We start from the raw sequence: 23278 nt of genomic DNA, 5'->3' as shown, positions 1-23278 counted from the left end.
CAGCAAAAAGGAACAGCAACGTTTTGGACGACATATCTACGGGTATCTTATTTGCGCTACTCGCGTGTCTCATCGTTATTTCAGGTTACTTCTCCGGTTCAGAAACAGGGATGATGTCTTTGAACCGTTACCGCTTAAAGCACTTGGCCAATCATGGTCACAAAGGGGCCAAACGAGTCGAAAAGCTCCTTGGCCGTCCGGATCGCTTGATCGGACTGATCCTGATTGGTAATAACCTCGTCAACATTCTCGCTTCGGCTATCGCCACCATTCTCGGCATGCGTCTTTACGGTGATATTGGTGTGGCTATCGCTACCGGGGTCTTAACTCTGGTGGTGTTGGTGTTTGCTGAGGTGACACCCAAAACCATCGCCGCGCTGTACCCTGAACGAGTTTCCTATGCGAGCAGTATCCTGCTGAGCATTTTGATGAAATTACTCTCACCACTGGTATTACTGGTCAACTTCATCACCAATGGCTTTATCCGCTTGCTCGGAGTCAAAACCGAACATACGGTAGAAGATCACCTTAGTTCCGAAGAACTGCGCACAGTCGTTAATGAAGCCGGCGGCCTGATCCCGCGGCGTCACCAGGATATGCTGGTATCCATTCTTGATCTGGAACACGTAACGGTTAACGACATCATGGTGCCGCGTAATGAGATCACCGGTATCGATATCAATGATGACTGGAAATCCATCGTACGTCAGTTGACCCACTCGCCTCACGGACGCATCGTTTTTTACCGTGACCAGATTGACGAAGTGGTCGGGATGCTGCGTTTACGCGAAGCGTACCGTCTGATGTTAGAAAAGAACGAGTTCAATAAAGAGACGTTACTGCGTGCCGCTGATGAGGTTTATTACATTCCGGAAGGCACCCCGCTCAATGTCCAGATGTTAAAGTTTCAGCGTAATAAGCAACGCATCGGTTTGATTGTTGACGAGTACGGCGACATCATTGGCCTGGTTACGTTGGAAGACATTCTGGAAGAGATTGTCGGCGAGTTTACCACTTCGATTGCGCCGAGCCTGTCCGACGAAATCTCGCCGCAGGGCGACGGTAGCTTCCTGATTGAGGGCAGCACCAACATCCGTGATATTAACAAGGGCCTGAAATGGAAGCTCCCCACCGATGGTCCCCGGACACTCAACGGGTTGATCCTCGAGCACCTTGAAGACATCCCAGAAAGCCACCTCAGCGTTCGGGTCGCCGGACACGCAATGGAAATCGTCGAACTGGATGAAAACCGGATCAAACTGGTGCGGGTTTACCCCAAGCGCAAAAAGAACAACGACCAGTAAAACAAAAGAGCCTGATGACTGCATCAGGCTCTTTTTTCATCACAGAGGTTAAAAGCGAACTTACTCGACCCGGAGCTCTTTAAGCATCGCTTCCGGCAACGCCAGTTCGTCGTTTTTGTTCACCGAGATACCCGCCGCCAAAATGTTGTTCGCGATTTGCTGCGCTTCTGCCAGTGAATGCATTGCTGCGGTACCACACTGGTACTCGTTCAGCTCAGGAATTTTGCTTTGGCTTTCGACTTTCAATACATCCTGCATTGATGCCAGCCAGGCGTCCGCCACTTGCTGCTCTGACGGCGTACCGATCAGACTCATATAGAACCCGGTGCGGCAGCCCATCGGGGAGATATCGATGATCTCCACCGAGTCACTGTTTAAGTGATTTCGCATAAAGCCGGCGTACAAATGCTCTAAGGTATGGATACCTTTCTCCGACAAGATCTCTTTGTTCGGCGCGGTAAAGCGCAAATCAAACACAGTAATGGTGTCCCCTTTCGGGGTCTGCATGGTCTTTGCCACCCGAACTGCGGGTGCCGCCATGCGCGTGTGATCTACTGTAAAACTATCTAATAAAGGCATTACATCTCTCCTGATTGTAACGACCAACTCGGGTTCCGGGTTGATACATAGATTAATTTAGCACCGGTCAGGGCTAAAAAAACCAGCTGCTGTTGTCTTCGAGTTCCTGACGACATTGCTTCAGCTGCCAGCCATAGGTTTTTGCTGTCTGTTCGACGCGGCGTGCGACTTTGATCAGCTGGGGCTTACCTTTATAAGTACCGCGCTTAAAACCACCCCGGCCTTCATGATAAGCAAGATACTGGTTATACGGATCCCACAGTGATATGCCCAGTTGGCGGCGCGACTCATGGGTATACCAACCGACAAACATCATCGAATCATCAAAGTTAGTACGCGATCCCCCCTGGCGGGTCGCCGTCTGGAAATCCTGCCACGCCGGGTCCTGCGCCTGGGCGTAACCGTAAGCGCTGCTTACGCGCCCCCATGGAATAACCCCTAACAGGTAGTCTTTCGGTGGTTTGGCATTGTGACGAAAACTACTTTCCTGGCGGATGATCGCCATGGCAACATGGATCGGAGTACCCCACTCCTCTTCCATGTCTTTGGCATCCTCATACCAGCCGGACTTTTCCCGGAATATCTCACACAGGTTTTCCTGCTGCGTCGGAGGTGCCGTGGCACATCCCACCAGCATCACGTCACTGATTATGGCAAGCAGTAGTAGTCTCATCGGCAATCCCGGTCCTCCAATCGTGTTACTGCTCTAAATAAGCAAAATAATGCGCTAAGAACTCATCAAATGATTCATTGTCACTTTGTTCAGCCTGGTGCTGTTTACTCACCGAGCTGGTCACTTCCGTTTCCATCTCATCTTGAGAGTAGTGCTCGTAGCGATGAGCGAGGTTTTCGCTGCGGTAACGCTTACCCAGCGCACACCCTACCTTACCTAAACCACCAAGCTCTTTAGTCAGTGCCAGTAACTGGCCAGAAATAGTTAACTCTGGGTTTTCAATCCACGCTTCCAGCTTGTCGCACACCGCCTGGTAGGCGTTGCCACCATTGGTGGCATCCATCTCGACGGCGATTTGGCGTAGCTCAGCAAAAACCCGGTGTGCCCAGTTTTGCAACGACAGACGTTCACCATGACAGCCAATTTGCAGCTCCAGGCCTTTTTCTCGTCCGGCGACAATCACTTTATTCCAGTTATCACGCCAGCATTCCAGCTCACAGTTGTCCATCGGTTCTGAATCGGACAACGCCGCCCAGGTGAGGAACAGATCCAAGAAACGCACCTGATCTTCACTCACCCCGATCGCACTGAATGGGTTAACATCCAACGAGCGGATCTCAATATACTCCACCCCGCCACGTTTTAACGCATCAGACGGTTTTTCACCACTCTTGGCAACCCGTTTCGGGCGAATTGGCGCATACAGTTCATTTTCGATCTGCAAAATATTCGCATTCAGCTGGCGATACTCACCATCGACTTTAACCCCGATCTTGGCGAACTGCTCCGAAGGGTGACGAATCGCATCGTTCAGCCCTTCCAGGTACTGTTCAATGCTGTTAAAACCGATCTTCAACACGCTTTGGGCACTGTTGGTGTAACCCAAATCGCTCAAACGCAGTGAAGTGGCATTGGGCAAATACAGCGTCCCGCCAATTTTTTCAAACGGCAGGTTAGTTTCGCGCCCCTGAATAAACGATCCACACAGCGCCGGTGATGCGCCAAAGAAATATGGGATCATCCAGCCAAAACGGTAGTAATTGCGGATCAAAGCGAAGTACGCGGCAGACTTGGCCTCTTGGCGCTGAAAAGCATTTTGCTCACCGTACAGTGCGTCCCAAAACGCCTCTGGGAACGAAAAGTTGAAATGCACACCTGAGATGATCTGCATCAAGCTGCCGTAACGGCGCTTCAGCCCTTCGCGATATAAGGTTTTCATTTTTGCCGCATTAGAGGAGCCATACTGAGCCAGTTGAATGTCGTCTTCACTCCCGACGTAACAGGGCATAGATAACGGCCACATTTTTTCATCACCCATCTTGGTTTGGGTGAAGTGGTGGATATCTTTGAGCTGAGACAGCAGCTCAGGGATCTGATGCGATACCGGGGTAATGAACTCTAGCAGGGATTCAGAAAAATCGGTGGTGATCCACTGATTGGTAAAGGCGGAGCCCAGACCTTGCGGGTGTGGTGTCATCGCCAGGCGCCCATCGTGATGGTAACGCAAAGTTTCTCGCTCAACACCGCGTCCAAACTGCTTAAATACTTCCGGGTTTGATGCAACTTGTGCTAGTCGCGCAGCAAAATCTGTCAAAATGAGAGTCGCTTATATTGGGAGCTGACCACCTACCATGAGCGGCAAGCAGGCGCTAGGTTACTGATACCTCTTCGATCTAGATAAATCACCTCAATCAACAAAGTCATTTATCTGGATCGAAGAGCGGAGAGTCTCCTCTCCGCTATTAAATGTGTACTCTATCTTATGATTTCAAGCTCTTCCACGTGTTTCCCCAACTTTTCAAACTGAGGGCGTAACGTTTTTGCGTCTCCCACCACCACAATCTGATAGTCATTCGGGTCAAACCAGCGCTGCGCCAGCGTGTTTAGTGTCGCTTTGTCGACACTGTCAACAATCGCATTACGCTGCTGAAGATAATCCTTGTCCAGGTTAAATCTCAAGATGTCACTGATAAGCTGAGCTTTCTGGCTCGGCGTTTCATATTTCAACGCGTCTTTTTGCCCGACAGCCTGGCGCATAAAGGCCAGTTCCGCATCCGTCATCCCCGACAAGGCGTACTCATTCAGTTCACTTTCCATCTCAATCACGGATGCCACCGTCGAATCAGCACGAACCTGAGCAGTGAAGACGACCGAGCCTCTTTCCACATTACCGGAGAAATATCCATAAGCACCATAAGTATAACCTTTGTCTTCACGCAGATTTAGGTTAATTCGGCTGTTGAAATTTCCGGCTAAGTTGAAGTTGGCTAGCTGAGATAAATAGAACTCTCCGGTCGCGTCATACGGCATCCCCTGGCGAACCATCATGATCACGCTCTGCGGTGCACCTGGTTTATCAACTAAGTGGACTTTCTGCTCGCCAAGCTCAGCAATCGGTTGGGTTTGATAGCCCGGGGCGGCGCTGCCTTGCCAGTCAGCCCAGAATGCCAGCTGCTGCTCAAGCTCTGGTTTACGGATGTCACCGACCACCACGATTTGCGCACTTTGCGGCGTATAGTGCTGACGGTAAAACGCGCGGACATCGTCCAGCGTCAGGGCACTTAATCCCGCGCGGGTGCCATCCTTCGGCCGCGCCAACACACTGTCACCATAAAGTACCTGGCGGCTGGCCTGTGACGCCATCCAGGTCGGTTTTTGTTGTTCATACACTAAACCTTCCAGCGCCTGCTTTTTCACCCGGGCAAAATCTTCTGGTTTAAATGCCGGGAAGTGCAGCATTTCTTCGACGATATTCAGGGTTGGCGTGAGGTTTTTCGCCAATGCCGTAACACTGACATCGGTGGTGTAGCCCGTCGCGGCTATCGTAATTTCACTGCCTAATTTGTCGAGTTCAGCCTGCAACTCCTCCATGCTATGTTTCGTCGTGCCTTCCTGCAACATGGCCGCCGTCAGTTGCGCCAACCCTTCCTGGCCAGGTGCCACATAACGGGTGCCCGCCGGCAGGCGGAACTGCATCATCACGGTCGGCGTTTCACTGCTGACCGTACCAAGCAAGCTAGAACCGTTCTCAAACTGAATGTCATACAACTCCGGCATCGTGGCTTTTACCGGCTCACCGACAGTGGGCTGCACAGAGCGATCAAAGTCATCTTGTGCACGGCGATAAGCCAGTTGCTCATCAGTGATTTTTTCATACTCTGGTAAGGTTCGGGCAGGGGTAACAAAGTTTGCCGGTTTAACGGCCATCTCTGCCTTACCCTTCGGTACCACGCTCAGGGTTACTTTGGCTTTTCCGGCAACAAAGTTCTGATATACCTGACTGACCGATTCTGGCGCAACGCTACGAATCTGCTCCAGCTGGTGTTCAATCCGATCAGGCTGACCAAAGAAAGTCTGGTTAGAGGCAAGTTGGGTGACCTTACCTTTGACACTTTGCAGGGCGAAGATCGCATCAGCTTCCGCTTTACCTTTCAGTTGCTCCAGGCGGTCTTCACTCACCCCCTGCCCGGCAAACTTATCTAATGAGCCCAACAGCTCTTGATACAGTTGGGCAAGATCTGCCTGATTGCCTGAATCCCCCATCGCATACACATAAAAGTTACATGCCAGCTCAGCACAATCGTGGAATGAGCCCGCATCAACCGCTTTTTGGGTTTTGACTAAATCTTGATAAAGGTAACTGTTGCTGCCGCTACCCAAGACACTGGCGAGTGTATCTAGTGAAGCCTGACTCTCTTCGCCGCTGTAAGTCGTAGGCCAGGCCACCATCACCATCGGCTGCTGGATGCGGTCTTCCAGAGTAATGTATTTATTTTGGCTGAGCTGAGCCGGCTGCTTGGCGGCATTGTCGACTTCCGGCCCACGAGGGATGGAACCAAAGTATTGATTGACCCACTCCAGTGTTTGCTCAGTATCAATGTCACCGCCAATCGTCAGCACGGCATTATTGGGGCCGTACCAGCGCAAAAAGAAAGCTTTAAGATCGTTTACATCAACACGATCGAGGTCCTCGACATAGCCGATGGTTTGCCAGGAATAAGGGTGGCCTTCCGGGTACATGGCTTCAGCGATCCGTTCCCACATCAGCCCGTAAGGACGGTTATCATAGCGCTGGGCCCGTTCATTTTTGACTGTATCGCGCTGGATCTCAAATTTGCGCTGTGATACCGCATCTAGCAAGAAGCCCATGCGATCCGATTCCAGCCACAACATTTTTTCCAGTTGGTTAGCCGGAACGGTTTCAAAATAATTGGTACGGTCGCGATTGGTGGTTCCGTTGAGCGTTCCGCCCGCTTCGGTAATGATTTTGAAATGCTCTTGATCACCAACGTTTTCTGAACCTTGGAACATCATATGCTCAAAGAAATGCGCAAAGCCCGATTTACCGATATCTTCACGCGCGGAGCCGACATGGTAAGTGACATCCACATGGACCAGCGGATCCGAGTGCTCTGGTGACAATATCACCGTTAGTCCATTATCAAGTTGATATTTCTGATAAGGGATTTTGACTTTTCCCTCTTCCGCTTGCGACGCTTCGACAAATGTCACGCCATCTGGCAACGAAGACACTGGCGCGTTTGATACACATCCCGTGATCACTAAAAGTGAACACGCGCCAACCCAAAACATTCTCATCTGTTTTCCTTAATCCTTAAAATATTCCAAAGTAAATGGCAGCAAGTAGGCCATATCTGGCAGCTTTGCCGATAAAAATAACGATAACGCACGGCAAAAGGTTCATTCTCAGCCAGCCTGCCGCGAGACAAAGCGGGTCGCCAATCACGGGCAGCCAGCTAAGCAGCAAACCCCAATAGCCATATTTTGATAACCATTTCAAAGCAGTATGACCATGCTTTTCGGTCTGAGTTCGATTGGGAAGCCATAAACCCAGCCAGTAGTTGGTTAATCCACCGAGCGTATTGCCGATGGTGGCAACAAAGATCACCGCCAATACCGTGTACTGGTTCAGCGAAAGGGTGGCAAGCAAACCCGCTTCCGATCCGCCCGGCAACAAAGTAGCACTCAAAAAACCTGTGACAAACAGAAGCCACAGGGCAGAGTCCGAAAACCACAGCGCCACTTGCGCAAAAGCAACGTCAAAAACATCTAACATCTCATATCAAGCAATACCTTGCCCCGTGTATGGCCACTCTCCACTTGGCGGTGGGCGTCACTCACCAGCTCCATCGGGTAAATTTGCTGGACTTCAGTTTTAAGCAACCCAACCCCGACCATATACAACAAGGTATCCAGTTGCTGCGGATCCGGCTCAACCAGCATACCGCTGGCGTCAAAGCCCAACAGTCTGGCTTTATCACAGATCAACTCGGCACTAATGGTCGGTACAGTGATCACCCGGGCGTGGTCTTTAAGGCATTTTAATGCATCCAAGGCGCTGTCTCCGCCAACTAAATCGATCAGGACATCAACGTCTTCCACCCGCTCAGACACCGGAGCAAACTGGTAGTTAACCGCATGCGCCCCTAAGGTTGCGAGAAAATCCAGGTTCTGCTCACTGCAGCTGGTGAACACTTCCGCTTTGGCCGCTACTGCAATTTGCACCGCGAGATGACCGACCCCGCCGGCGCCGGCCAGAATTAACACCCGCTCACCTTCTTTGACTTCTGCTTTGCTCAGGGCTTGCGCCGCCGTCTGCCCGGCCAAGGGGAGCACCGCGGCAGCTTCGAGTGTCACTGAATCCGGCACATGACACAACTGCGTCTCTGGCACACACACGTATTGGCTGTACCCCCCGCCTTCAAGTGGAAAACCAATGAAACCTGACACGGCGTCCCCCGGAACGAACTTACTGCAGCCTTCGCCACATCGCGCCACTTTGCCTGAAATATCGTACCCCGGAACCCAAGGGAGTTTGTCTTGGTTCTGCTGTGCGGCCCACCCGAGCCCGGCCCGGGTTTTAACGTCAATCGGATTCACTCCGGAAAATGAGACTTTAACCAGCACTTCACCCGGTTGTGGCGTTGGCATGATGGCTTTTTCTATCGCAAGGACATTTGCGTCACCGAATTCGGTAATAACGATCTGTTTATGTTCCATAACCGATTCCCTGAGAGAAATAAAAAAAGGGATGCAAAAGCATCCCTCTGACTATAAACCATTTTGTTTGGCGAAGTTAATCATCAAAGCACAAATTGCCTGATGATCAACCTTGCCGGCTTATCCTTCACCTGACAGCCATCAGCCAACCAGCGCGAGCAATATACCAGCCGCAACGGCCGAACCAAGCACCCCGGCAACATTAGGTCCCATCGCATGCATCAGCAAAAAGTTCTGCGGGTTAGCCTGTAACCCCACTTTGTTCACCACGCGTGCGGCCATCGGCACCGCAGACACGCCTGCGGCCCCAATTAACGGGTTGATATCCTCTTTGGAGAACCTATTGAGTAACTTCGCCATTAACACACCGGCACCCGTACCAATACTGAACGCCACGGCACCGAGTGCCAAAATCCCCAAGGTTTCAAAATTAAGGAATTTATCCGCCTGGAGTTTAGAACCCACACCCAGGCCAAGGAAAATAGTCACAATATTGATCAGTTCGTTCTGAGCGGTTTTCGACAAACGATCCACCACTCCGGCTTCACGCATCAGGTTACCTAAACAGAACATCCCGACCAGAGGGGTCGCCGACGGCAGAAACAGGATCGTCATCATTAATACCGCCAGCGGGAAAAGCACTTTCTCCCACTTGCCAACATGACGAAGCTGCGCCATCTGGATAGTACGCTCCTCCTCAGTGGTCAGCGCTTTCATGATCGGTGGCTGGATGATCGGTACCAGGGCCATGTAGCTGTATGCTGCCACCGCGATAGCACCAAGCAGATCCGGCGATAACTTACTGGCAAGGAAGATCGCGGTTGGGCCATCTGCACCACCAATGATCGCAATCGATGAAGCATCCGCCATGGAGAACTCCATACCGGGCACGTAGTTAAGTAAGATCGCCCCGAACAGGGTAGCAAAAATACCAAACTGCGCCGCAGCCCCCAGCCACAAGGTTTTCGGGTTGGCAATCAGGGCGCCAAAATCCGTCATCGCCCCCACACCCATAAAGATCAGCAGCGGGAACACCCCGGACTCAATCCCGATGTGATACACGTAATAAAGCAAACCACCCGGCTCTGTAAAACCGGCATTAGGGATATTGGCCAGCACTGCACCAAAGCCGATCGGTAACAGCAATAGCGGCTCAAAACCTTTACTGATCGCCAAAAACAGCAGGAGACAGCCCACTACGATCATACATATCTGACCGAACTCAAAGTGAGCGATCCCTGTTTCAGACCATAAGGTCATCAATCCGTCCATGATACTCCCTTACGCCAGACTCAACAGAGGTGTACCTACTGTCACGGCATCACCTTCTTTAACATTCAACTCTTGCACCACCCCGCCACGGGCAGCGCGGACTTCCGTTTCCATCTTCATTGCTTCCAGGATCAGCAGCACATCGCCCTCGGCAACTTCCGTACCCGGCTGAACGTTCACTTTGAAGATATTCCCCGCCAATGGTGCCGGTACCGGTTCAGCCGTGCTGGCAGCCGGAGCTGGCGCAGACTGCGCCGCCGATGTAGTCGGAGCCACTGACGTCAGTTCACCTTGCGGTCCGACTTCCACTTCATAAACCTGACCATCTACGCGTACGCTGTAAGTTTCCACACCTCCTGATGCCGGAGCGGCCGGAGCTGGTGCAGGCTGAGCACTTGCCAGCGTAGGAGCCGGTTCAAAGGCTTCAGGGTTACCTCGATTTTTAAGGAATTTCAGGCCGACTTGCGGGAACAGAGCATAAGTCAACACATCATCAACGCGCTCGCTCGCAAGCTTGATGCCTTCTGACTGGGCTTTCTCCATCAAATCAACCGTCAGTGTTTCCAGCTCAGGCGCTAGCAGATCCGCCGGTCGGCAGCTGATCGGCTCTGCCCCATCCAGCACTTTGGCTTGCAGTTCGGCGTTGACCGGAGCCGGCGCAGCGCCGTATTCACCTTTCAACACCCCCGCGGTTTCTTTAGTGATACTCTTATAACGTTCACTCGTCAGGACGTTGATCACCGCTTGGGTACCAACGATCTGAGAGGTTGGTGTCACGAGAGGAATAAAGCCGAGATCTTCCCGTACGCGTGGGATCTCTTCCAATACCTCATCAATACGGTCAGCCGCGCCCTGTTCTTTCAGCTGGCCTTCCATATTGGTCAGCATGCCACCCGGAACCTGAGCGATCAGAATTCGGGAGTCGACCCCTTTCAGCTGACCTTCCCATTTCGCGTACTTCTTCCGCACGTCACGGAAGTAGGCGGCGATCGGCTCGAGTTGGTCAAGTTTCAGGTTAGTGTCGCGCTCGGTGCCCTGCAGCATCGCAACGACCGTTTCGGTCGGGGTATGGCCGTAAGTGCAGCTCATCGAAGAAATCGCCGTATCGAGAATATCAATCCCGGCCTCAACCGCTTTGACTGCGGTTGCCGTCGACAAGCCGGTCGTCGCATGGCAATGCAACGCCAGCGGCACATCACAAGAGGCCTTAATACGGGTGATCAGCTCTTCCGCTTCATAAGGCTTGAGCAGGCCAGACATATCTTTAATACACAATGAATGGCAGCCTAAGTCTTCCAGACGCTTGGCCAGATCAACCCAGGTATCACTGTTGTGTACCGGACTGGTGGTGTATGACAGCGTACCTTGTGCGTGCGCCCCAACGTCTACCGCTGCTTTAACGGCTTTCTGGAAGTTGCGTACATCGTTCATTGCATCAAAAATACGGAATACGTCCATGCCGTTAGCGTGGGCACGCTCGACAAATTTTTCTACCACGTCATCGGCATAGTGTCGGTAGCCCAAAAGGTTTTGACCACGCAGTAGCATTTGCATTGGTGTGTTAGGCATGGCTTTTTTCAGCTCACGCAGTCGCTCCCATGGGTCTTCACCAAGAAAACGGATACAGGCATCAAACGTTGCGCCCCCCCAGGTCTCTAAAGACCAGTACCCCACTTTATCCAACTCCGCTGCGATAGGCAGCATATCCTCAATACGCATACGCGTAGCAAATAGTGACTGATGGGCATCACGAAGGACCACATCAGTGATAGCTAGTGGTTTAGACATGCTCATAAACTCCTTTTAAATCCTTTTTCGCTTACTTCACGACCGATGCGCGATGCTGATGAATTGCAGCAGAAATCGCCGCCACAACTTGTGGACTAACAGCTGAAGTGGTTGATGGAACTTTGGTAAGTGGTTTTGGTGCAGCGATCGGCTCTGGTAGCTCTTCCGGTACCAGCTTCGACATAAGCCGAACGAGATAAACTAGAATAGTGAGGAAAGTAAATACAACCGCCATCCCAGTCACCATTAAGATGGCTGCGTCAGCGAGCAGGCTTCCAATATTAGTCATGTTGCTTCCTTTCTGTGTCATCCTGACATCGTGCAGGATAAGAACAAATTAAATCCCGACCCCCGGATTATCTCGATTGGTTAAATTTTGTCAATTTTGTTTAATAAACCTTTTAAACAATCTTATAAATTGACTAGCTATTCACTAGCAAGATCACAGTTCGTGTCAAAAACAGGGGGACAACACACTGATTAATTTGTATTCAGAATACTGCAAAGCGAGGAAGAAAACTGAGATTGAGATTTCAAAACCGAGGGTCGGCTTTATTAATAAAGCCATTATAAAACAGAAACATACCAACCATTAACCATCACTCAACAAGTCGCAAACAAAATGCTCACACTTACACAGGCGTAGGGTAATGGGTATCCGATAAACGCGCCATCAGCGGATAACAAACCACTGAATGAAAGCACAAACCGCCGATAGCGCAACAACGGCACCAGGGCATTAACTAAGTGACGGTAAGCAAAGAGTATCGATGTGATACATTTCACCACTGGGCAAGATACTCAGGGAAGTCGTCTGCAGGAAAAATAATCGGCAGGTACAAAAAAGCCTCGCGATTGCGAGGCTTTAATATAAGTGGCGCGTCCTGGAGGATTCGAACCTCCGACCGCCTGGTTCGTAGCCAGGTACTCTATCCAGCTGAGCTAAGGACGCACGGGTGTTCAACAAGTCATACTCATCAAACCAAATTATGGCGCGCTCGGGAGGATTCGAACCTCCGACCGCCTGGTTCGTAGCCAGGTACTCTATCCAGCTGAGCTACGAGCGCGCAATGTTCGATATCGGCGTTGGCCAATATCAGGATTCCTTTATATCAAGGGAAACCTAAAGAGTGGCGCGTCCTGGAGGATTCGAACCTCCGACCGCCTGGTTCGTAGCCAGGTACTCTATCCAGCTGAGCTAAGGACGCACGGGGTGTTCAATAAGTCATACTCATCAAACTAAATTATGGCGCGCTCGGGAGGATTCGAACCTCCGACCGCCTGGTTCGTAGCCAGGTACTCTATCCAGCTGAGCTACGAGCGCGCAATGTTTGATATCAACTGTAGTCAATATCTGGGCAATGCCCTAATTCTGCTCAATGCTTTTGAAATATGGCGCGCTCGGGAGGATTCGAACCTCCGACCGCCTGGTTCGTAGCCAGGTACTCTATCCAGCTGAGCTACGAGCGCGCAATTTGTGAAGCATATCACATCGATTTTCTTTAAGAACAAAAAAGATTGACTGCCACGTCAATCAATGGCGGTGAGGGAGGGATTCGAACCCTCGATACGGCTACAAACCGTATACTCCCTTAGCAGGGGAGCGCCTTCAGCCTCTCGGCCACCTCACCTATTTTTTTGTTCTAAAGAGTGGCGCGTCCTGGAGGATTCGAACCTCCGACCGCCTGGTTCGTAGCCAGGTACTCTATCCAGCTGAGCTAAGGACGCGCAATACACTTTAGTACAGTGTCGCAAGAATGGCGGTGAAGGAGGGATTCGAACCCTCGATACGGCTACAAACCGTATACTCCCTTAGCAGGGGAGCGCCTTCAGCCTCTCGGCCACCTCACCGTCTTGCGGAGGCACATATTACGTTTTACCAAAAATAAGTCAAACACTTTCTTTGAAAAAATTGGCAAAAAACTGCTAACCGTTGGCTATTTAATCAAAGTGATGATTAATCGAACTTTACCACTCTATTTAAGTGAAAAAAAGCGCAATTTCACTTAGCTTTATCGCATTAAAAAGGCTAACCCTAGGGTTAGCCTTTATCATGCAAACTTAGCTCTGTATACAGGAGCGAATTAGTAGTTACCTGACGTAACGTTACCAGTGCCTTTTTCAGCTTGAATGCGCATGTAGATTTCTTCACGATGAACTGAAACCTCTTTTGGAGCATTTACGCCGATACGCACTTGGTTACCTTTTACACCAAGAACCGTTACAGTCACTTCGTCACCAATCATCAGTGTTTCGCCTACGCGGCGAGTCAAAATTAGCATTCTTTGCTCCTTGAGTAATCTCTAAATTCTCTAAATTTTCTTGCTACAAAGCCATTATCCAACAAAAGTTATATTTCAGTAAACTCCCATGTCACCGAATTCAACCTAAAAAGGCATGTTTTTGCTGAATGTTTAAGGTATCACTGGCAGTAATGTAAGCATCATGCAGAATATTGGCCGCCTGATCGACATACTCTGGTAATAAGACTAGCATCATTGTCAGGGCATCGGTTGAGCAAAAGTTAATGTCAATTTCACTTTCAGCCAATAAATCACAGGCATGGTCAACCAATCCATTAGCTTCCAGCCCCACGGCTGTCAGTAAACTCACTTCTTCACTATTACGGATTTTGTCACTGAAAACCAGCTCCAATTTGGCACGGGCATCTTGTTTTATCATGATACCTGCTCGATCTGCATCCTCGATCACATTCCAAATATCAATACCGATCATCTGACACTGTTTCATCGCCCCGGAGAGGTGCTCCTTATCCACGTGAATGATGGCAAGATCGCGCTGTATCGCAATTCCGGCAACAGGACGAGAGCCTGACTCACCCTTGACCAAACTTCCTTCGTTCACATCAAAGGTCGAAAGCACTCGCAGTGGAACATTGTGTTGCCATGCATACTGCACAGAAGGCAAATGCAGAACCTTAGCTCCTTTGCTGGCCATAGCCTCCATCGATGGAAAATCGATGATGTCCAGCCTCTGCGCATCCTTCACAACCCTTGGGTCGCAGGTATAAATACCATCAACGTCGGTAAAGATTTGACACTCATCGGCTTGCAATGCACCGGCCAGTGTCACTGCACTCGTATCTGAGCCACCTCGACCTAAAGTGGTGATATCCCCATTTTCATTTACACCTTGAAAACCAGCCACAATTACAATCTGATCTTGCTCCAGCAATTCGGTAATTGTCATGGTATCAATATGCTTAATCGTCGCGTCATTGTGATGATTATCCGTCACAATGTTCGCTTGTGCTCCGGTAAGTGAGCGAGCCGCATGGCCTAACTTATTAAGTGTCATGGCCAGAAGAGCCATTGACACTTGCTCACCAGCAGAGAGCAAAACATCAAGTTCTCGAGCTGTTGGTACACTGTCGACTTGTTTCGCCAGTTCCATCAGTCGGTTGGTTTCGCCAGACATTGCGGAAACCACAACGACAACTTGATTACCATCATTTTTCGCCTTAATGATGTGTTCAGCAACCTGATGGATTCTTTCAATCGAACCCACAGAGGTTCCGCCAAACTTTTGCACGATAAGGGGCTTTTTCACCAGTCTTCACCTTCCCAAGACCAAAGTCTCATTCGGACCGCTCAATACTCAACCAGTTAAATATTATGAGCAGTTGTTATAGCAAAAAACCAAGCGGCTTTAATCGGCTTGTATAAATTTCCGCCAATTAAACCACTTGGTCACAATAAAATAGTTACGCCCAATCAAAGAAAAAGTGATTGGGCGAAAAAGATCACGCGTTATAGACGCTCAGTCAACCACGGCTGTACAGACTGAATAGCCTCAGGCAGCGCAGCAACATCTGTACCACCAGCTTGAGCCATGTCTGGGCGACCACCGCCTTTACCGCCAACTTGCTCAGCAACCATCTTAACCAGGTCACCCGCTTTCACTTTGCCGATAAGGTCTTTAGTCACACCGGCAATCAAGCCAACTTTGTCACCCGTCACGTTTGCCAGCAGCACTACGCCTGAGCCCATTTGGTTCTTAATATCATCAACCATTGTACGCAGATTCTTGCTGTCAGCCCCTTCCAGTGCCGCAACCAGGACTTTCGTACCATTGATTTCAACCGCTTTGCCCATGATGTTGGCGCTTTCTGCCGCTGCCATCTTGTCTTTTAGCTTCTGAATTTCTTTTTCCAGCGCTTTGGCTTTTTGTGCCGACTCAGCCAGCTTTTCTTCGTACTTAGCGGTTTGAGCTTCGATTGCGTCTAACGCAGCGTCACCCGTGACCGCTTCGATGCGACGGATACCTGCCGCGATACCACCTTCTGAAGTGATCTTAAACAGACCAATATCACCGGTGTTAGACGCGTGGATACCACCACAAAGCTCAGTAGAAAAATCGCCCATCGACAGGACACGGACTTCGTCATCGTACTTCTCGCCGAACAGTGCCATGGCACCTTTCTGCTTCGCCGATTCAATGTCCATCACGTTGGTTTCAATCGTGTGGTTATGACGAATTTGTGCGTTCACCAGGCGCTCAACTTCTTTCAGCTCAGCGGCGGTTACTGCTTCCAGGTGTGAGAAGTCAAAACGTAGGCTGTCTGCTTTAACCAGCGAGCCTTTCTGCGTTACGTGCTCACCAAGAACCTGGCGAAGTGCTGCATGTAGCAAGTGTGTCGCTGAGTGGTTCAGAGAGATTGCTGCGCGACGCTCTGCGTCAACGATAGTCGCAACTTCATCACCTTTCGCTAGTACGCCTTCCACCATTACACCGTGGTGTGCGATTGCGTTGCCCAGCTTTTGAGTATCTTCAACGCGGAATACACCAGCTTCAGTGCGGATTTCACCAGCGTCACCACTCTGACCGCCTGACTCAGCGTAGAATGGGGTTTCACCAAGAACGATGATGGCTTTGTCGCCAGCTGATAGAGAATCAACTTCGTTACCTTCAACAAACATCGCCGCGACTGAGCTAGAGCCTTTCGTACCGGTGTAGCCACAAAATTCAGTTTGCGTATCAACTTTGATCGCTGCGTTGTAGTCAGTACCGAACTGGCCTGCTTCACGCGCACGTTGACGCTGCTCTTCCATCGCTTTCTCGAAACCTTCTTCGTCAATCGCGAACTCACGCTCACGGGCAACGTCGTTCGTTAAGTCAGCTGGGAAGCCGTAAGTGTCGTAAAGCTTGAATACTGTCTCGCCATCCAGCACTTTGCCATCAAGGTTATCTAACGCTTCGTTTAGAATCGCCATGCCGCGCTCAAGTGTACGACCGAAGTTTTCTTCTTCGATGCGCAGTACTTTTTCAACCACGGCTTGCTGACGCTTCAGCTCTTCGCCCGCAGTTCCCATGATGTCTGCCAGCACGCCAACAAGTTTGTGGAAGAATGCGCCTTGTGCACCTAGCTTGTTACCGTGACGAACTGCACGACGGATGATACGACGCAGGACGTAACCACGACCTTCGTTTGAAGGCATCACGCCATCAACGATCAGGAATGAACATGAACGGATGTGGTCAGCGATAACGCGCAGAGATTGGTTAGATAGATCTTGGTACCCAATCACTTCAGCCGCTGCTTTGATCAGTGTTTGGAATACATCAATTTCGTAGTTTGAGTGAACGCCTTGCATGATTGCAGAGATACGCTCAATACCCATACCAGTATCTACCGATGGTTTTGGTAGCGGTTCCATCGTGCCGTCGGCTTGACGGTTGAACTGCATGAATACGTTGTTCCAGATCTCGATGAAACGATCACCATCTTCTTCAGGTGTGCCAGGACGGCCACCCCAGATGTGCTCACCGTGATCGTAGAAGATTTCTGTACATGGGCCACAAGGACCAGTGTCACCCATTTGCCAGAAGTTGTCTGACTCGTATGGTTTACCACCTTTCTTGTCGCCGATGCGGATGATGCGGTCTGCTGGAACACCAACTTTCTTGTTCCAGATATCGAATGCTTCGTCGTCTGTCTCGTAAACCGTTACCAACAATCGCTCTGCAGGAAGCTTAAGCGTTTCTGTCAGAAATTCCCATGCAAACGAGATCGCGTCTTCTTTGAAGTAGTCACCAAAGCTGAAGTTGCCGAGCATTTCAAAGAAAGTGTGGTGACGAGCGGTAAAGCCAACGTTTTCCAGGTCGTTATGTTTACCACCAGCACGTACACAACGCTGAGCCGTAGTCGCTCGAGTATAAGCTCGTTTTTCCAAGCCTAAAAAACAATCTTTAAACTGGTTCATCCCTGCGTTAGTGAACAGCAAGGTTGGATCGTTATGTGGTACTAACGATGAACTTTCTACTATGTGGTGTCCTTTGCTTTCAAAGAACTTGAGGAACGCGTTACGAACCTCGTCAGTGCTCATGTACATGCAGCTCTTCCTGAAAATAGTCGAGTTAGAATTTTGCCGTATTGTAGACCAAGCAATCAGCTACGACTAGTTTTCTGACAGAAAAGAGACACTGGAAGAAAAAAAATGAGCAGAAACAGATAATCACATGACAAGCTAATGGTTAAATATCGTCTTCAAAACTCAGCGCATAGCTGATTTGGTCAAAATCATAGCCGCGATACTGGAGAAACCGTACTTGTTTGGCGTATTCTTTCTGATCTTTGGCTTTAATTCCCTTGAACTTCTTTTCTGCTGCCATTCTTGCCAATTCAAACCAGTCTTGTGGCTCTTGTGCCATCGCCATCTCGACAATCGATTCAGCAACGCGCTTTTGGTTTAACTCTAGGCGGATACGCCGCTCACCATGCCCCTTATAGACGTGCTGGCGGATTTGGCTTTTGGCGTAACGCAAGTCATCCAAATAGTTGTGGTCTAAACAAAAATTGATCGCAGCTTCGATATCGGCTTGTTCATACCCCTTCAGAGCCAGCTTTTGGTACAGCTCGTACTGACCATGATCCCGGCGGCTTAACAGCTGAATCGCAGCTTCTTTACTCGATAATGTCGGCGCTTGACGCTTTTGGTACATGATGATCCTAAAAGTGTTTTTGCTGTACGACTTGCTGGCTGGTCAGCTAACTGACTGGCCCTGTCGCTTTAATACTTTCTATTCAACAGATACAACAAAGCCCCGCATTGCAGGGCTTTGTTACTATTTAATCAATCCGCAGATTAAAACTCTTCTTCTTGCTCTGGCACCTCTGCAGCTTCGGGAGCTTCTGGCTGTGCCGGAGCCAATAACATTTCACGCAGTTTAGCATCGATCTGCTGAGCTGCTTGTGGGTTCTCTCGCAGGAACTTACACGCGTTCGCTTTACCCTGACCGATTTTATCACCGTTGTAGCTATACCAGGCACCGGCTTTCTCAACCAGTTTGTTCTTCACGCCCAGGTCAATCAGCTCACCTTCACGGTTGAAGCCCTGACCGTACATAATTTGCGTGTTCGCCTCTCTAAATGGCGCCGCAATCTTGTTCTTAACCACTTTGATGCGCGTTTCGTTACCAACGACTTCATCACCTTCTTTGATAGCGCCGGTGCGGCGGATATCTAGACGCACAGAGGCATAAAACTTCAGCGCATTACCACCTGTAGTGGTTTCTGGGTTACCAAACATCACCCCAATCTTCATACGGATTTGGTTGATGAAGATACACATACAGTTGGACTGTTTCAGGTTACCGGTGAGCTTACGCATCGCCTGAGAAAGCATACGTGCTTGTAGGCCCATATGGCTGTCACCCATTTCACCTTCGATTTCCGCCTTAGGTGTCAGCGCAGCCACAGAATCGACCACCATCACATCAATCGCACCAGAACGAGCCAGGGCATCACAGATCTCCAGTGCTTGTTCACCGGTATCTGGCTGTGAAACCAACAGTGCATCGATATCGACGCCAAGCTTTTTCGCATAAACCGGATCCAGCGCGTGCTCTGCATCGATAAAGGCACAGGTTTTACCTTCACGTTGCGCAGCGGCGATCAGCTCAAGTGTCAGGGTAGTTTTACCAGAAGATTCAGGGCCGTAAACTTCGACAATACGTCCCATCGGCAAACCACCGGCACCCAAAGCGATATCCAGAGAAAGAGAACCGGTTGAAATGGTCTCTACATCCATTGCGCGGTTATCACCAAGGCGCATGATAGAGCCTTTACCGAATTGCTTTTCAATTTGACCTAGCGCAGCGGCGAGCGCTTTCTGTTTGTTCTCGTCCATTACTTTCTCCGGTTTGTTCATCTTTTTCGGGCGACGAATCGTAAATCATTTTCGGCAGATGCCCTGCTCAATAATGTCAGTCATTATACTGTTGATTCATACAGTGTCCATACCTGTATGCAAAAAAATTGGCTCCGGATCGTACTCCTGCGATCTAACCTCTTCCTGGATCAGAAATTGCTCACCGCGGTCAGATCTTGGCAAGATGCTGCTGCAACTGTGTTAAAGCATAGCAGACCGCCTGCTCGCGGACTGCTGCGCGATCGCCACTCAACAGTAGGCTATCCACCTGCATCCAACCGGTTGTATCGGCAAACGCAAAGCAAACCGTGCCAACCGGTTTCTCGACGGTTCCTCCGCCCGGGCCGGCAATACCGCTGATGGCAACAGCTATCGATGCTCTGGAATGCGCCAGTGCCCCCCGGACCATTTCAACGACCACCGCTTCACTGACCGCACCATGGGCTTCAAGTGTGTCCGCGCTGACCCCGAGCATCTCCATTTTGGCTTCATTACTGTAGGTGACAAACGCCCGGTCAAACCACTGGGAGCTGCCCGCAATGTCCGTAATCGCCGTGGCCACCCCGCCCCCGGTACACGATTCTGCGCTGGTCATCACCAGCCCGTGCTGTGCCAATAATGCCCCGAGATCGGCGCTCAGTTTTGTTGTTCGTTCCATGCTCAAAATGCCCTTTGTCTCTTTTTACTTGATAGGGATTCACGTATCCTAAGCCGCTACGGAAATAAACAAAAGAACTTACCTGTGAAAGCTGAACAAAAACACACTCCTGATGCAGAGGTGTTATTGTCTTTATTTAACAATAACATATAACAAACCATCTCAATTATATATACTTTTACCTACACTTATAAAGTGTTCACGGCAAAACTTATCCCCCCGAGCCTCAATTCCTCACAAAAACATTGCCACGTTCGGCAACATACCGCCCATTTATAGAGAAAATACAACCCCAAACATAAGAAACAAATGGCACATCAATTGCTTCAAAGATAAGTCATCAATCTTTTAAGGAGTTAAGCTATGCCATTAAACCTACATACGAACTCTGTTGCTACCTCTACACAGAAGCACCTTAGAGCATCAAGTATCGCTCTCAAGGACTCAATGAATAAATTGAGCTCTGGTTCTAACATAAATTCGGCGAAAGATGATGCTGCTGGGCTGCAGATATCAAACAGACTTCAAACTCAAAGTCGAGGACTTGAAGTCGCATTAAGAAACTCTAATGATGCGATATCTACGCTAGAAGTCGCTGATGGTGCTCTCAACGAATATACAAATATATTGTTCAAAGTTAGAGATCTGTCGCTCCAGTCTTTAAATGGTTCTCTTGATAAGAATGATAAAGAAGCTATTCGAAATGAAATAACACAATTAGGAAAGGAATTAACAAGAATTGCACAAACCACTGAGTTTGCAGGAAAGTCTTTGTTCACGGGACATTCTTCGTATGATCACAGCATGACGTTTCAAGTGGGAAGCGACTCAGGACAAGCAATCACAGCAACCTTACCTGTATTAAGTTGGATTCAAGAGGTGGCAATAACTAGAACTAGCCACGACACATCTTCGTTAGCGATTGGTTCAAATTTCGAGATTCCTTCAGATTGGAGGACTGAAACTGGTGATTTCATAGAGTTTATTTACTCACCACAAAAAAATGGACAGACATCATTAAGAGTCGACTTTGAATCAGGCAAGTCTGCCGAAGATATCATTCATACTCTAAACTCTGCTCTTGAAGGTGGTGAAGCAAAGTTCTTTCTTGCAGAAGAGATTAATAGTAAAGGGGAAAGTGTTCACAAAATCGGCTATAGCAGGGAATATGACCCTTTTGCTTCAGTAAAACCCATATTAGGCATCGCCTCTCAAAATTTTCAGTCAATGCCTAGCAATAATTTGATATATACGACAAACCCATGGCTTTTAGGTGAATATGGAGCAATATCTTATGACCAGTTAATTTCTTTTAAGCCAGACGTTGCTACTAAATTCAATAATCACTATGAAAACGCTCTAGTTCATGCAACCGACCAAATGTTGGCAAAAGTTGATTCATATCGCTCTGGTATTGGAGCGACTAACAATAGGTTAGAGAATGCAATCAATAACCTAACAAGCCAAAACATCAATACAACCGAGTCGAAAAGTAGGATAAAGGATACTGATTTCGCCAAAGAGACCACTGAGTTAACTAAGCAAAAGATCCTCAATGACTCAACCACAAGCATATTGGCACAAACACAGAATATCCCTAAAAGTGTCTCCCAATTATTAGCTTGACGGTGGCATTCATAGTGAACCCACCGTCTAGTGTATAACCTAATATATAGCTATATAAGCCATAGAGTGTTTAGTCATAGTGCTCTATTCGCTTAATAGCACATCTCTTACGTAAACTAGCCCACTTTTGATTTGATACTCCTAGGGTAAATTTAAACTCTGAGTAGTCGTGACTATCCATAAATAGTAGGTATTCAGAAAGCTGCCTCCCTCTTAAAAAGTACCCTTTCTTATTACCATCACTATCAATAGTTACCTCTTTGCCATAAAGCTTATGTGTGTAGCTGAGAACTGCAACTGAATCAACAATGTCAAACGGATCACGCTTATACGGTCTATTTTCAGTTCCTTCCAAAAACTGATTTTTATAGTGAAAAACTCGTGATTTTTTCAACAACCCATATGCCATATCGTTATTTTCTGTATCTGGTAAGACGATGTGGAAATGTGGCAACCATGCATCAGCATACGAGTGATAATCAATTTCCATCATCCCCCAGATCGGCCCAGTGAACCCAAATTCACGCAACGCACGCCCAAACCACTTCTTCATTGCCTTCACTTCAAAATACATAAAATCAGGTGCTGTAATGCTTTTTTGATACGGAACTACCGTTAGTAAGTGCCATTTATCAATGCCTGACTCAACGACTGAACATACGACCGGATTTACCAACTCAATTCTCAAATCTCGATTGCAAAGCTTACACGCCAGACTGCCACATGGCTCTCCACCATCGATACAGTCTTCCAGACGAAACCGTAGTTCATCAAACAACCTACCGCTACTTTTTAACGCTCCAATTCTTCGTCGATTTTCTTCAATCGCTCGCTCTGTTGTCTCAAAGTTATCCATTTCTTCAATAAACATCTTCATTGGGCTTCTCCTAAGTCAAAGTCCAGCACTCTTGGACGTGACAGAATCCACTCATCGACTTCAGACTCAAACCATCCAACTCGCCTCGTGTTTGAACTGCTGTCACCATCATCAAGACGCACAGGTGAGGGGAATAAACCTTTTTCAATCTTTCTGTAGATGGTTGATTTGCTGATCGAAGTTTTCTTTATGACTTCAGTTAACTGGATAATTCGAAGAGTGTTCATGACTTACTCCTTGTGTATTTAAGTCATAAACGGATTTACATTTTTTAAAAATCAACCAACCAAACTGTATTTTTGTGACTAT

19 protein-coding genes and 8 tRNA genes are annotated in these 23278 nt (G+C 48.9%); 2 read left to right on the top strand and 25 right to left on the bottom strand.

Annotated elements, in window-relative coordinates:
• Positions 1 to 23 precede the first annotated feature (23 nt).
• Positions 24 to 1304 (top strand): CNNM domain-containing protein, encoded by a 1281-nt coding sequence (locus tag P2G85_RS10755; protein WP_275864081.1) that lies wholly within the window; start codon positions 24 to 26, stop codon positions 1302 to 1304.
• Between the two features lie 60 nt (positions 1305 to 1364).
• On the opposite strand, the gene luxS is transcribed toward P2G85_RS10755, so the two are convergent.
• The 23 genes from luxS to pncC form a co-directional block, all read right to left on the bottom strand.
• On the bottom strand, positions 1365 to 1883 hold the full coding sequence (luxS, locus tag P2G85_RS10750; protein ID WP_275864080.1) for an S-ribosylhomocysteine lyase: 519 nt from the start codon (positions 1881 to 1883) through the stop codon (positions 1365 to 1367).
• 73 nt (positions 1884 to 1956) lie between these two features.
• A complete protein-coding gene (locus P2G85_RS10745) occupies positions 1957 to 2556 on the bottom strand; it encodes a hypothetical protein (protein WP_275864079.1) in 600 nt (199 codons plus the stop codon).
• A 25-nt stretch (positions 2557 to 2581) separates the two neighbouring features.
• Complete coding sequence (gene gshA / locus P2G85_RS10740; protein ID WP_275864078.1) at positions 2582 to 4150, bottom strand: glutamate--cysteine ligase; 1569 nt, start codon at positions 4148 to 4150, stop codon at positions 2582 to 2584.
• Positions 4151 to 4311: 161 nt separating this feature from the next.
• Complete coding sequence (locus P2G85_RS10735) at positions 4312 to 7155, bottom strand: pitrilysin family protein (protein WP_275864077.1); 2844 nt, start codon at positions 7153 to 7155, stop codon at positions 4312 to 4314.
• A gap of 16 nt (positions 7156 to 7171) precedes the next feature.
• On the bottom strand, positions 7172 to 7633 hold the full coding sequence (locus P2G85_RS10730; protein ID WP_275864076.1) for a YqaA family protein: 462 nt from the start codon (positions 7631 to 7633) through the stop codon (positions 7172 to 7174).
• Positions 7627 to 8577: an NADP-dependent oxidoreductase gene (locus P2G85_RS10725; RefSeq protein ID WP_275864075.1), complete on the bottom strand. Its 951-nt coding sequence runs from the start codon at positions 8575 to 8577 to the stop codon at positions 7627 to 7629. Before P2G85_RS10725 ends, P2G85_RS10730 begins: the two co-directional genes overlap by 7 nt.
• 141 nt (positions 8578 to 8718) lie before the next feature.
• Complete coding sequence (locus P2G85_RS10720) at positions 8719 to 9849, bottom strand: sodium ion-translocating decarboxylase subunit beta (RefSeq protein WP_275864074.1); 1131 nt, start codon at positions 9847 to 9849, stop codon at positions 8719 to 8721.
• 9 nt (positions 9850 to 9858) lie between these two features.
• Positions 9859 to 11637, bottom strand: coding sequence for a sodium-extruding oxaloacetate decarboxylase subunit alpha (gene oadA, locus P2G85_RS10715; protein WP_275864073.1), 1779 nt, complete (start codon positions 11635 to 11637; stop codon positions 9859 to 9861).
• A gap of 31 nt (positions 11638 to 11668) precedes the next feature.
• On the bottom strand, positions 11669 to 11926 hold the full coding sequence (locus tag P2G85_RS10710; RefSeq protein WP_275864072.1) for an oxaloacetate decarboxylase subunit gamma: 258 nt from the start codon (positions 11924 to 11926) through the stop codon (positions 11669 to 11671).
• A gap of 586 nt (positions 11927 to 12512) precedes the next feature.
• A tRNA-Arg gene (locus P2G85_RS10705) sits at positions 12513 to 12589 on the bottom strand.
• A 38-nt stretch (positions 12590 to 12627) separates the two neighbouring features.
• Positions 12628 to 12704, bottom strand: a tRNA-Arg gene (locus P2G85_RS10700).
• 64 nt (positions 12705 to 12768) lie between these two features.
• Positions 12769 to 12845 (bottom strand) — tRNA-Arg (locus P2G85_RS10695).
• Between the two features lie 39 nt (positions 12846 to 12884).
• Positions 12885 to 12961, bottom strand: a tRNA-Arg gene (locus P2G85_RS10690).
• 69 nt (positions 12962 to 13030) lie between these two features.
• Positions 13031 to 13107 (bottom strand) — tRNA-Arg (locus tag P2G85_RS10685).
• A gap of 68 nt (positions 13108 to 13175) precedes the next feature.
• Positions 13176 to 13268: transfer RNA gene (locus P2G85_RS10680), tRNA-Ser, on the bottom strand.
• A gap of 20 nt (positions 13269 to 13288) precedes the next feature.
• Positions 13289 to 13365 (bottom strand) — tRNA-Arg (locus tag P2G85_RS10675).
• A gap of 30 nt (positions 13366 to 13395) precedes the next feature.
• Positions 13396 to 13488 (bottom strand) — tRNA-Ser (locus P2G85_RS10670).
• 233 nt (positions 13489 to 13721) lie between these two features.
• Positions 13722 to 13919 (bottom strand): carbon storage regulator CsrA, encoded by a 198-nt coding sequence (csrA, locus tag P2G85_RS10665; RefSeq protein ID WP_275864071.1) that lies wholly within the window; start codon positions 13917 to 13919, stop codon positions 13722 to 13724.
• A gap of 100 nt (positions 13920 to 14019) precedes the next feature.
• Positions 14020 to 15207 (bottom strand): aspartate kinase, encoded by a 1188-nt coding sequence (locus P2G85_RS10660; RefSeq protein ID WP_275864070.1) that lies wholly within the window; start codon positions 15205 to 15207, stop codon positions 14020 to 14022.
• 200 nt (positions 15208 to 15407) lie between these two features.
• Positions 15408 to 17990 carry an alanine--tRNA ligase gene (gene alaS / locus P2G85_RS10655; protein ID WP_275864069.1) on the bottom strand — a complete coding sequence of 861 codons (2583 nt, stop codon included), beginning with the start codon at positions 17988 to 17990 and terminating at the stop codon, positions 15408 to 15410.
• Between the two features lie 142 nt (positions 17991 to 18132).
• Entirely contained in the window at positions 18133 to 18600 is a 468-nt protein-coding gene (gene recX, locus P2G85_RS10650) for a recombination regulator RecX (RefSeq protein ID WP_275864068.1), read from the bottom strand.
• Positions 18601 to 18743: 143 nt separating this feature from the next.
• Positions 18744 to 19787: a recombinase RecA gene (gene recA / locus P2G85_RS10645; protein ID WP_275864067.1), complete on the bottom strand. Its 1044-nt coding sequence runs from the start codon at positions 19785 to 19787 to the stop codon at positions 18744 to 18746.
• 190 nt (positions 19788 to 19977) lie between these two features.
• Complete coding sequence (pncC, locus tag P2G85_RS10640) at positions 19978 to 20466, bottom strand: nicotinamide-nucleotide amidase (protein WP_275864066.1); 489 nt, start codon at positions 20464 to 20466, stop codon at positions 19978 to 19980.
• 363 nt (positions 20467 to 20829) lie between these two features.
• On the opposite strand from pncC, the gene P2G85_RS10635 reads away from it, so the two are divergent.
• The gene (locus tag P2G85_RS10635) at positions 20830 to 22092 is read left to right on the top strand and encodes a flagellin (RefSeq protein ID WP_275864065.1); all 1263 of its coding nucleotides are present in this window, start codon (positions 20830 to 20832) and stop codon (positions 22090 to 22092) included.
• 70 nt (positions 22093 to 22162) lie between these two features.
• On the opposite strand, the gene P2G85_RS10630 is transcribed toward P2G85_RS10635, so the two are convergent.
• Together P2G85_RS10630 and P2G85_RS10625 are read right to left on the bottom strand one after the other, a co-directional pair.
• Complete coding sequence (locus P2G85_RS10630) at positions 22163 to 22969, bottom strand: hypothetical protein (protein ID WP_275864064.1); 807 nt, start codon at positions 22967 to 22969, stop codon at positions 22163 to 22165.
• Positions 22966 to 23196 (bottom strand): AlpA family phage regulatory protein, encoded by a 231-nt coding sequence (locus P2G85_RS10625; RefSeq protein ID WP_275864063.1) that lies wholly within the window; start codon positions 23194 to 23196, stop codon positions 22966 to 22968. The genes P2G85_RS10630 and P2G85_RS10625 overlap by 4 nt, the downstream gene beginning before the upstream one ends.
• Positions 23197 to 23278: the final 82 nt, after the last annotated feature.

Source organism: Vibrio sp. CAU 1672, assembly GCF_029223195.1.
GTDB lineage: Bacteria > Pseudomonadota > Gammaproteobacteria > Enterobacterales > Vibrionaceae > Vibrio.
Note: the sequence above shows the minus strand (reverse complement) of the source record. Positions and strands in the feature narration are given on the sequence as shown.

Coding starts and splice junctions, on each gene's coding strand:
- alaS (WP_275864069.1), bottom strand. CDS start 17,990: ATGTACATGAGCACTGACGAGGTTCGTAACGCGTTCCTCAAGTTCTTT.
- P2G85_RS10735 (WP_275864077.1), bottom strand. CDS start 7,155: ATGAGAATGTTTTGGGTTGGCGCGTGTTCACTTTTAGTGATCACGGGA.
- P2G85_RS10630 (WP_275864064.1), bottom strand. CDS start 22,969: ATGAAGATGTTTATTGAAGAAATGGATAACTTTGAGACAACAGAGCGA.
- P2G85_RS10745 (WP_275864079.1), bottom strand. CDS start 2,556: ATGAGACTACTACTGCTTGCCATAATCAGTGACGTGATGCTGGTGGGA.
- recX (WP_275864068.1), bottom strand. CDS start 18,600: ATGTACCAAAAGCGTCAAGCGCCGACATTATCGAGTAAAGAAGCTGCG.
- P2G85_RS10720 (WP_275864074.1), bottom strand. CDS start 9,849: ATGGACGGATTGATGACCTTATGGTCTGAAACAGGGATCGCTCACTTT.
- P2G85_RS10625 (WP_275864063.1), bottom strand. CDS start 23,196: ATGAACACTCTTCGAATTATCCAGTTAACTGAAGTCATAAAGAAAACT.
- P2G85_RS10730 (WP_275864076.1), bottom strand. CDS start 7,633: ATGTTAGATGTTTTTGACGTTGCTTTTGCGCAAGTGGCGCTGTGGTTT.
- recA (WP_275864067.1), bottom strand. CDS start 19,787: ATGGACGAGAACAAACAGAAAGCGCTCGCCGCTGCGCTAGGTCAAATT.
- pncC (WP_275864066.1), bottom strand. CDS start 20,466: ATGGAACGAACAACAAAACTGAGCGCCGATCTCGGGGCATTATTGGCA.
- luxS (WP_275864080.1), bottom strand. CDS start 1,883: ATGCCTTTATTAGATAGTTTTACAGTAGATCACACGCGCATGGCGGCA.
- csrA (WP_275864071.1), bottom strand. CDS start 13,919: ATGCTAATTTTGACTCGCCGCGTAGGCGAAACACTGATGATTGGTGAC.
- oadA (WP_275864073.1), bottom strand. CDS start 11,637: ATGTCTAAACCACTAGCTATCACTGATGTGGTCCTTCGTGATGCCCAT.
- P2G85_RS10710 (WP_275864072.1), bottom strand. CDS start 11,926: ATGACTAATATTGGAAGCCTGCTCGCTGACGCAGCCATCTTAATGGTG.
- P2G85_RS10635 (WP_275864065.1), top strand. CDS start 20,830: ATGCCATTAAACCTACATACGAACTCTGTTGCTACCTCTACACAGAAG.
- P2G85_RS10725 (WP_275864075.1), bottom strand. CDS start 8,577: ATGGAACATAAACAGATCGTTATTACCGAATTCGGTGACGCAAATGTC.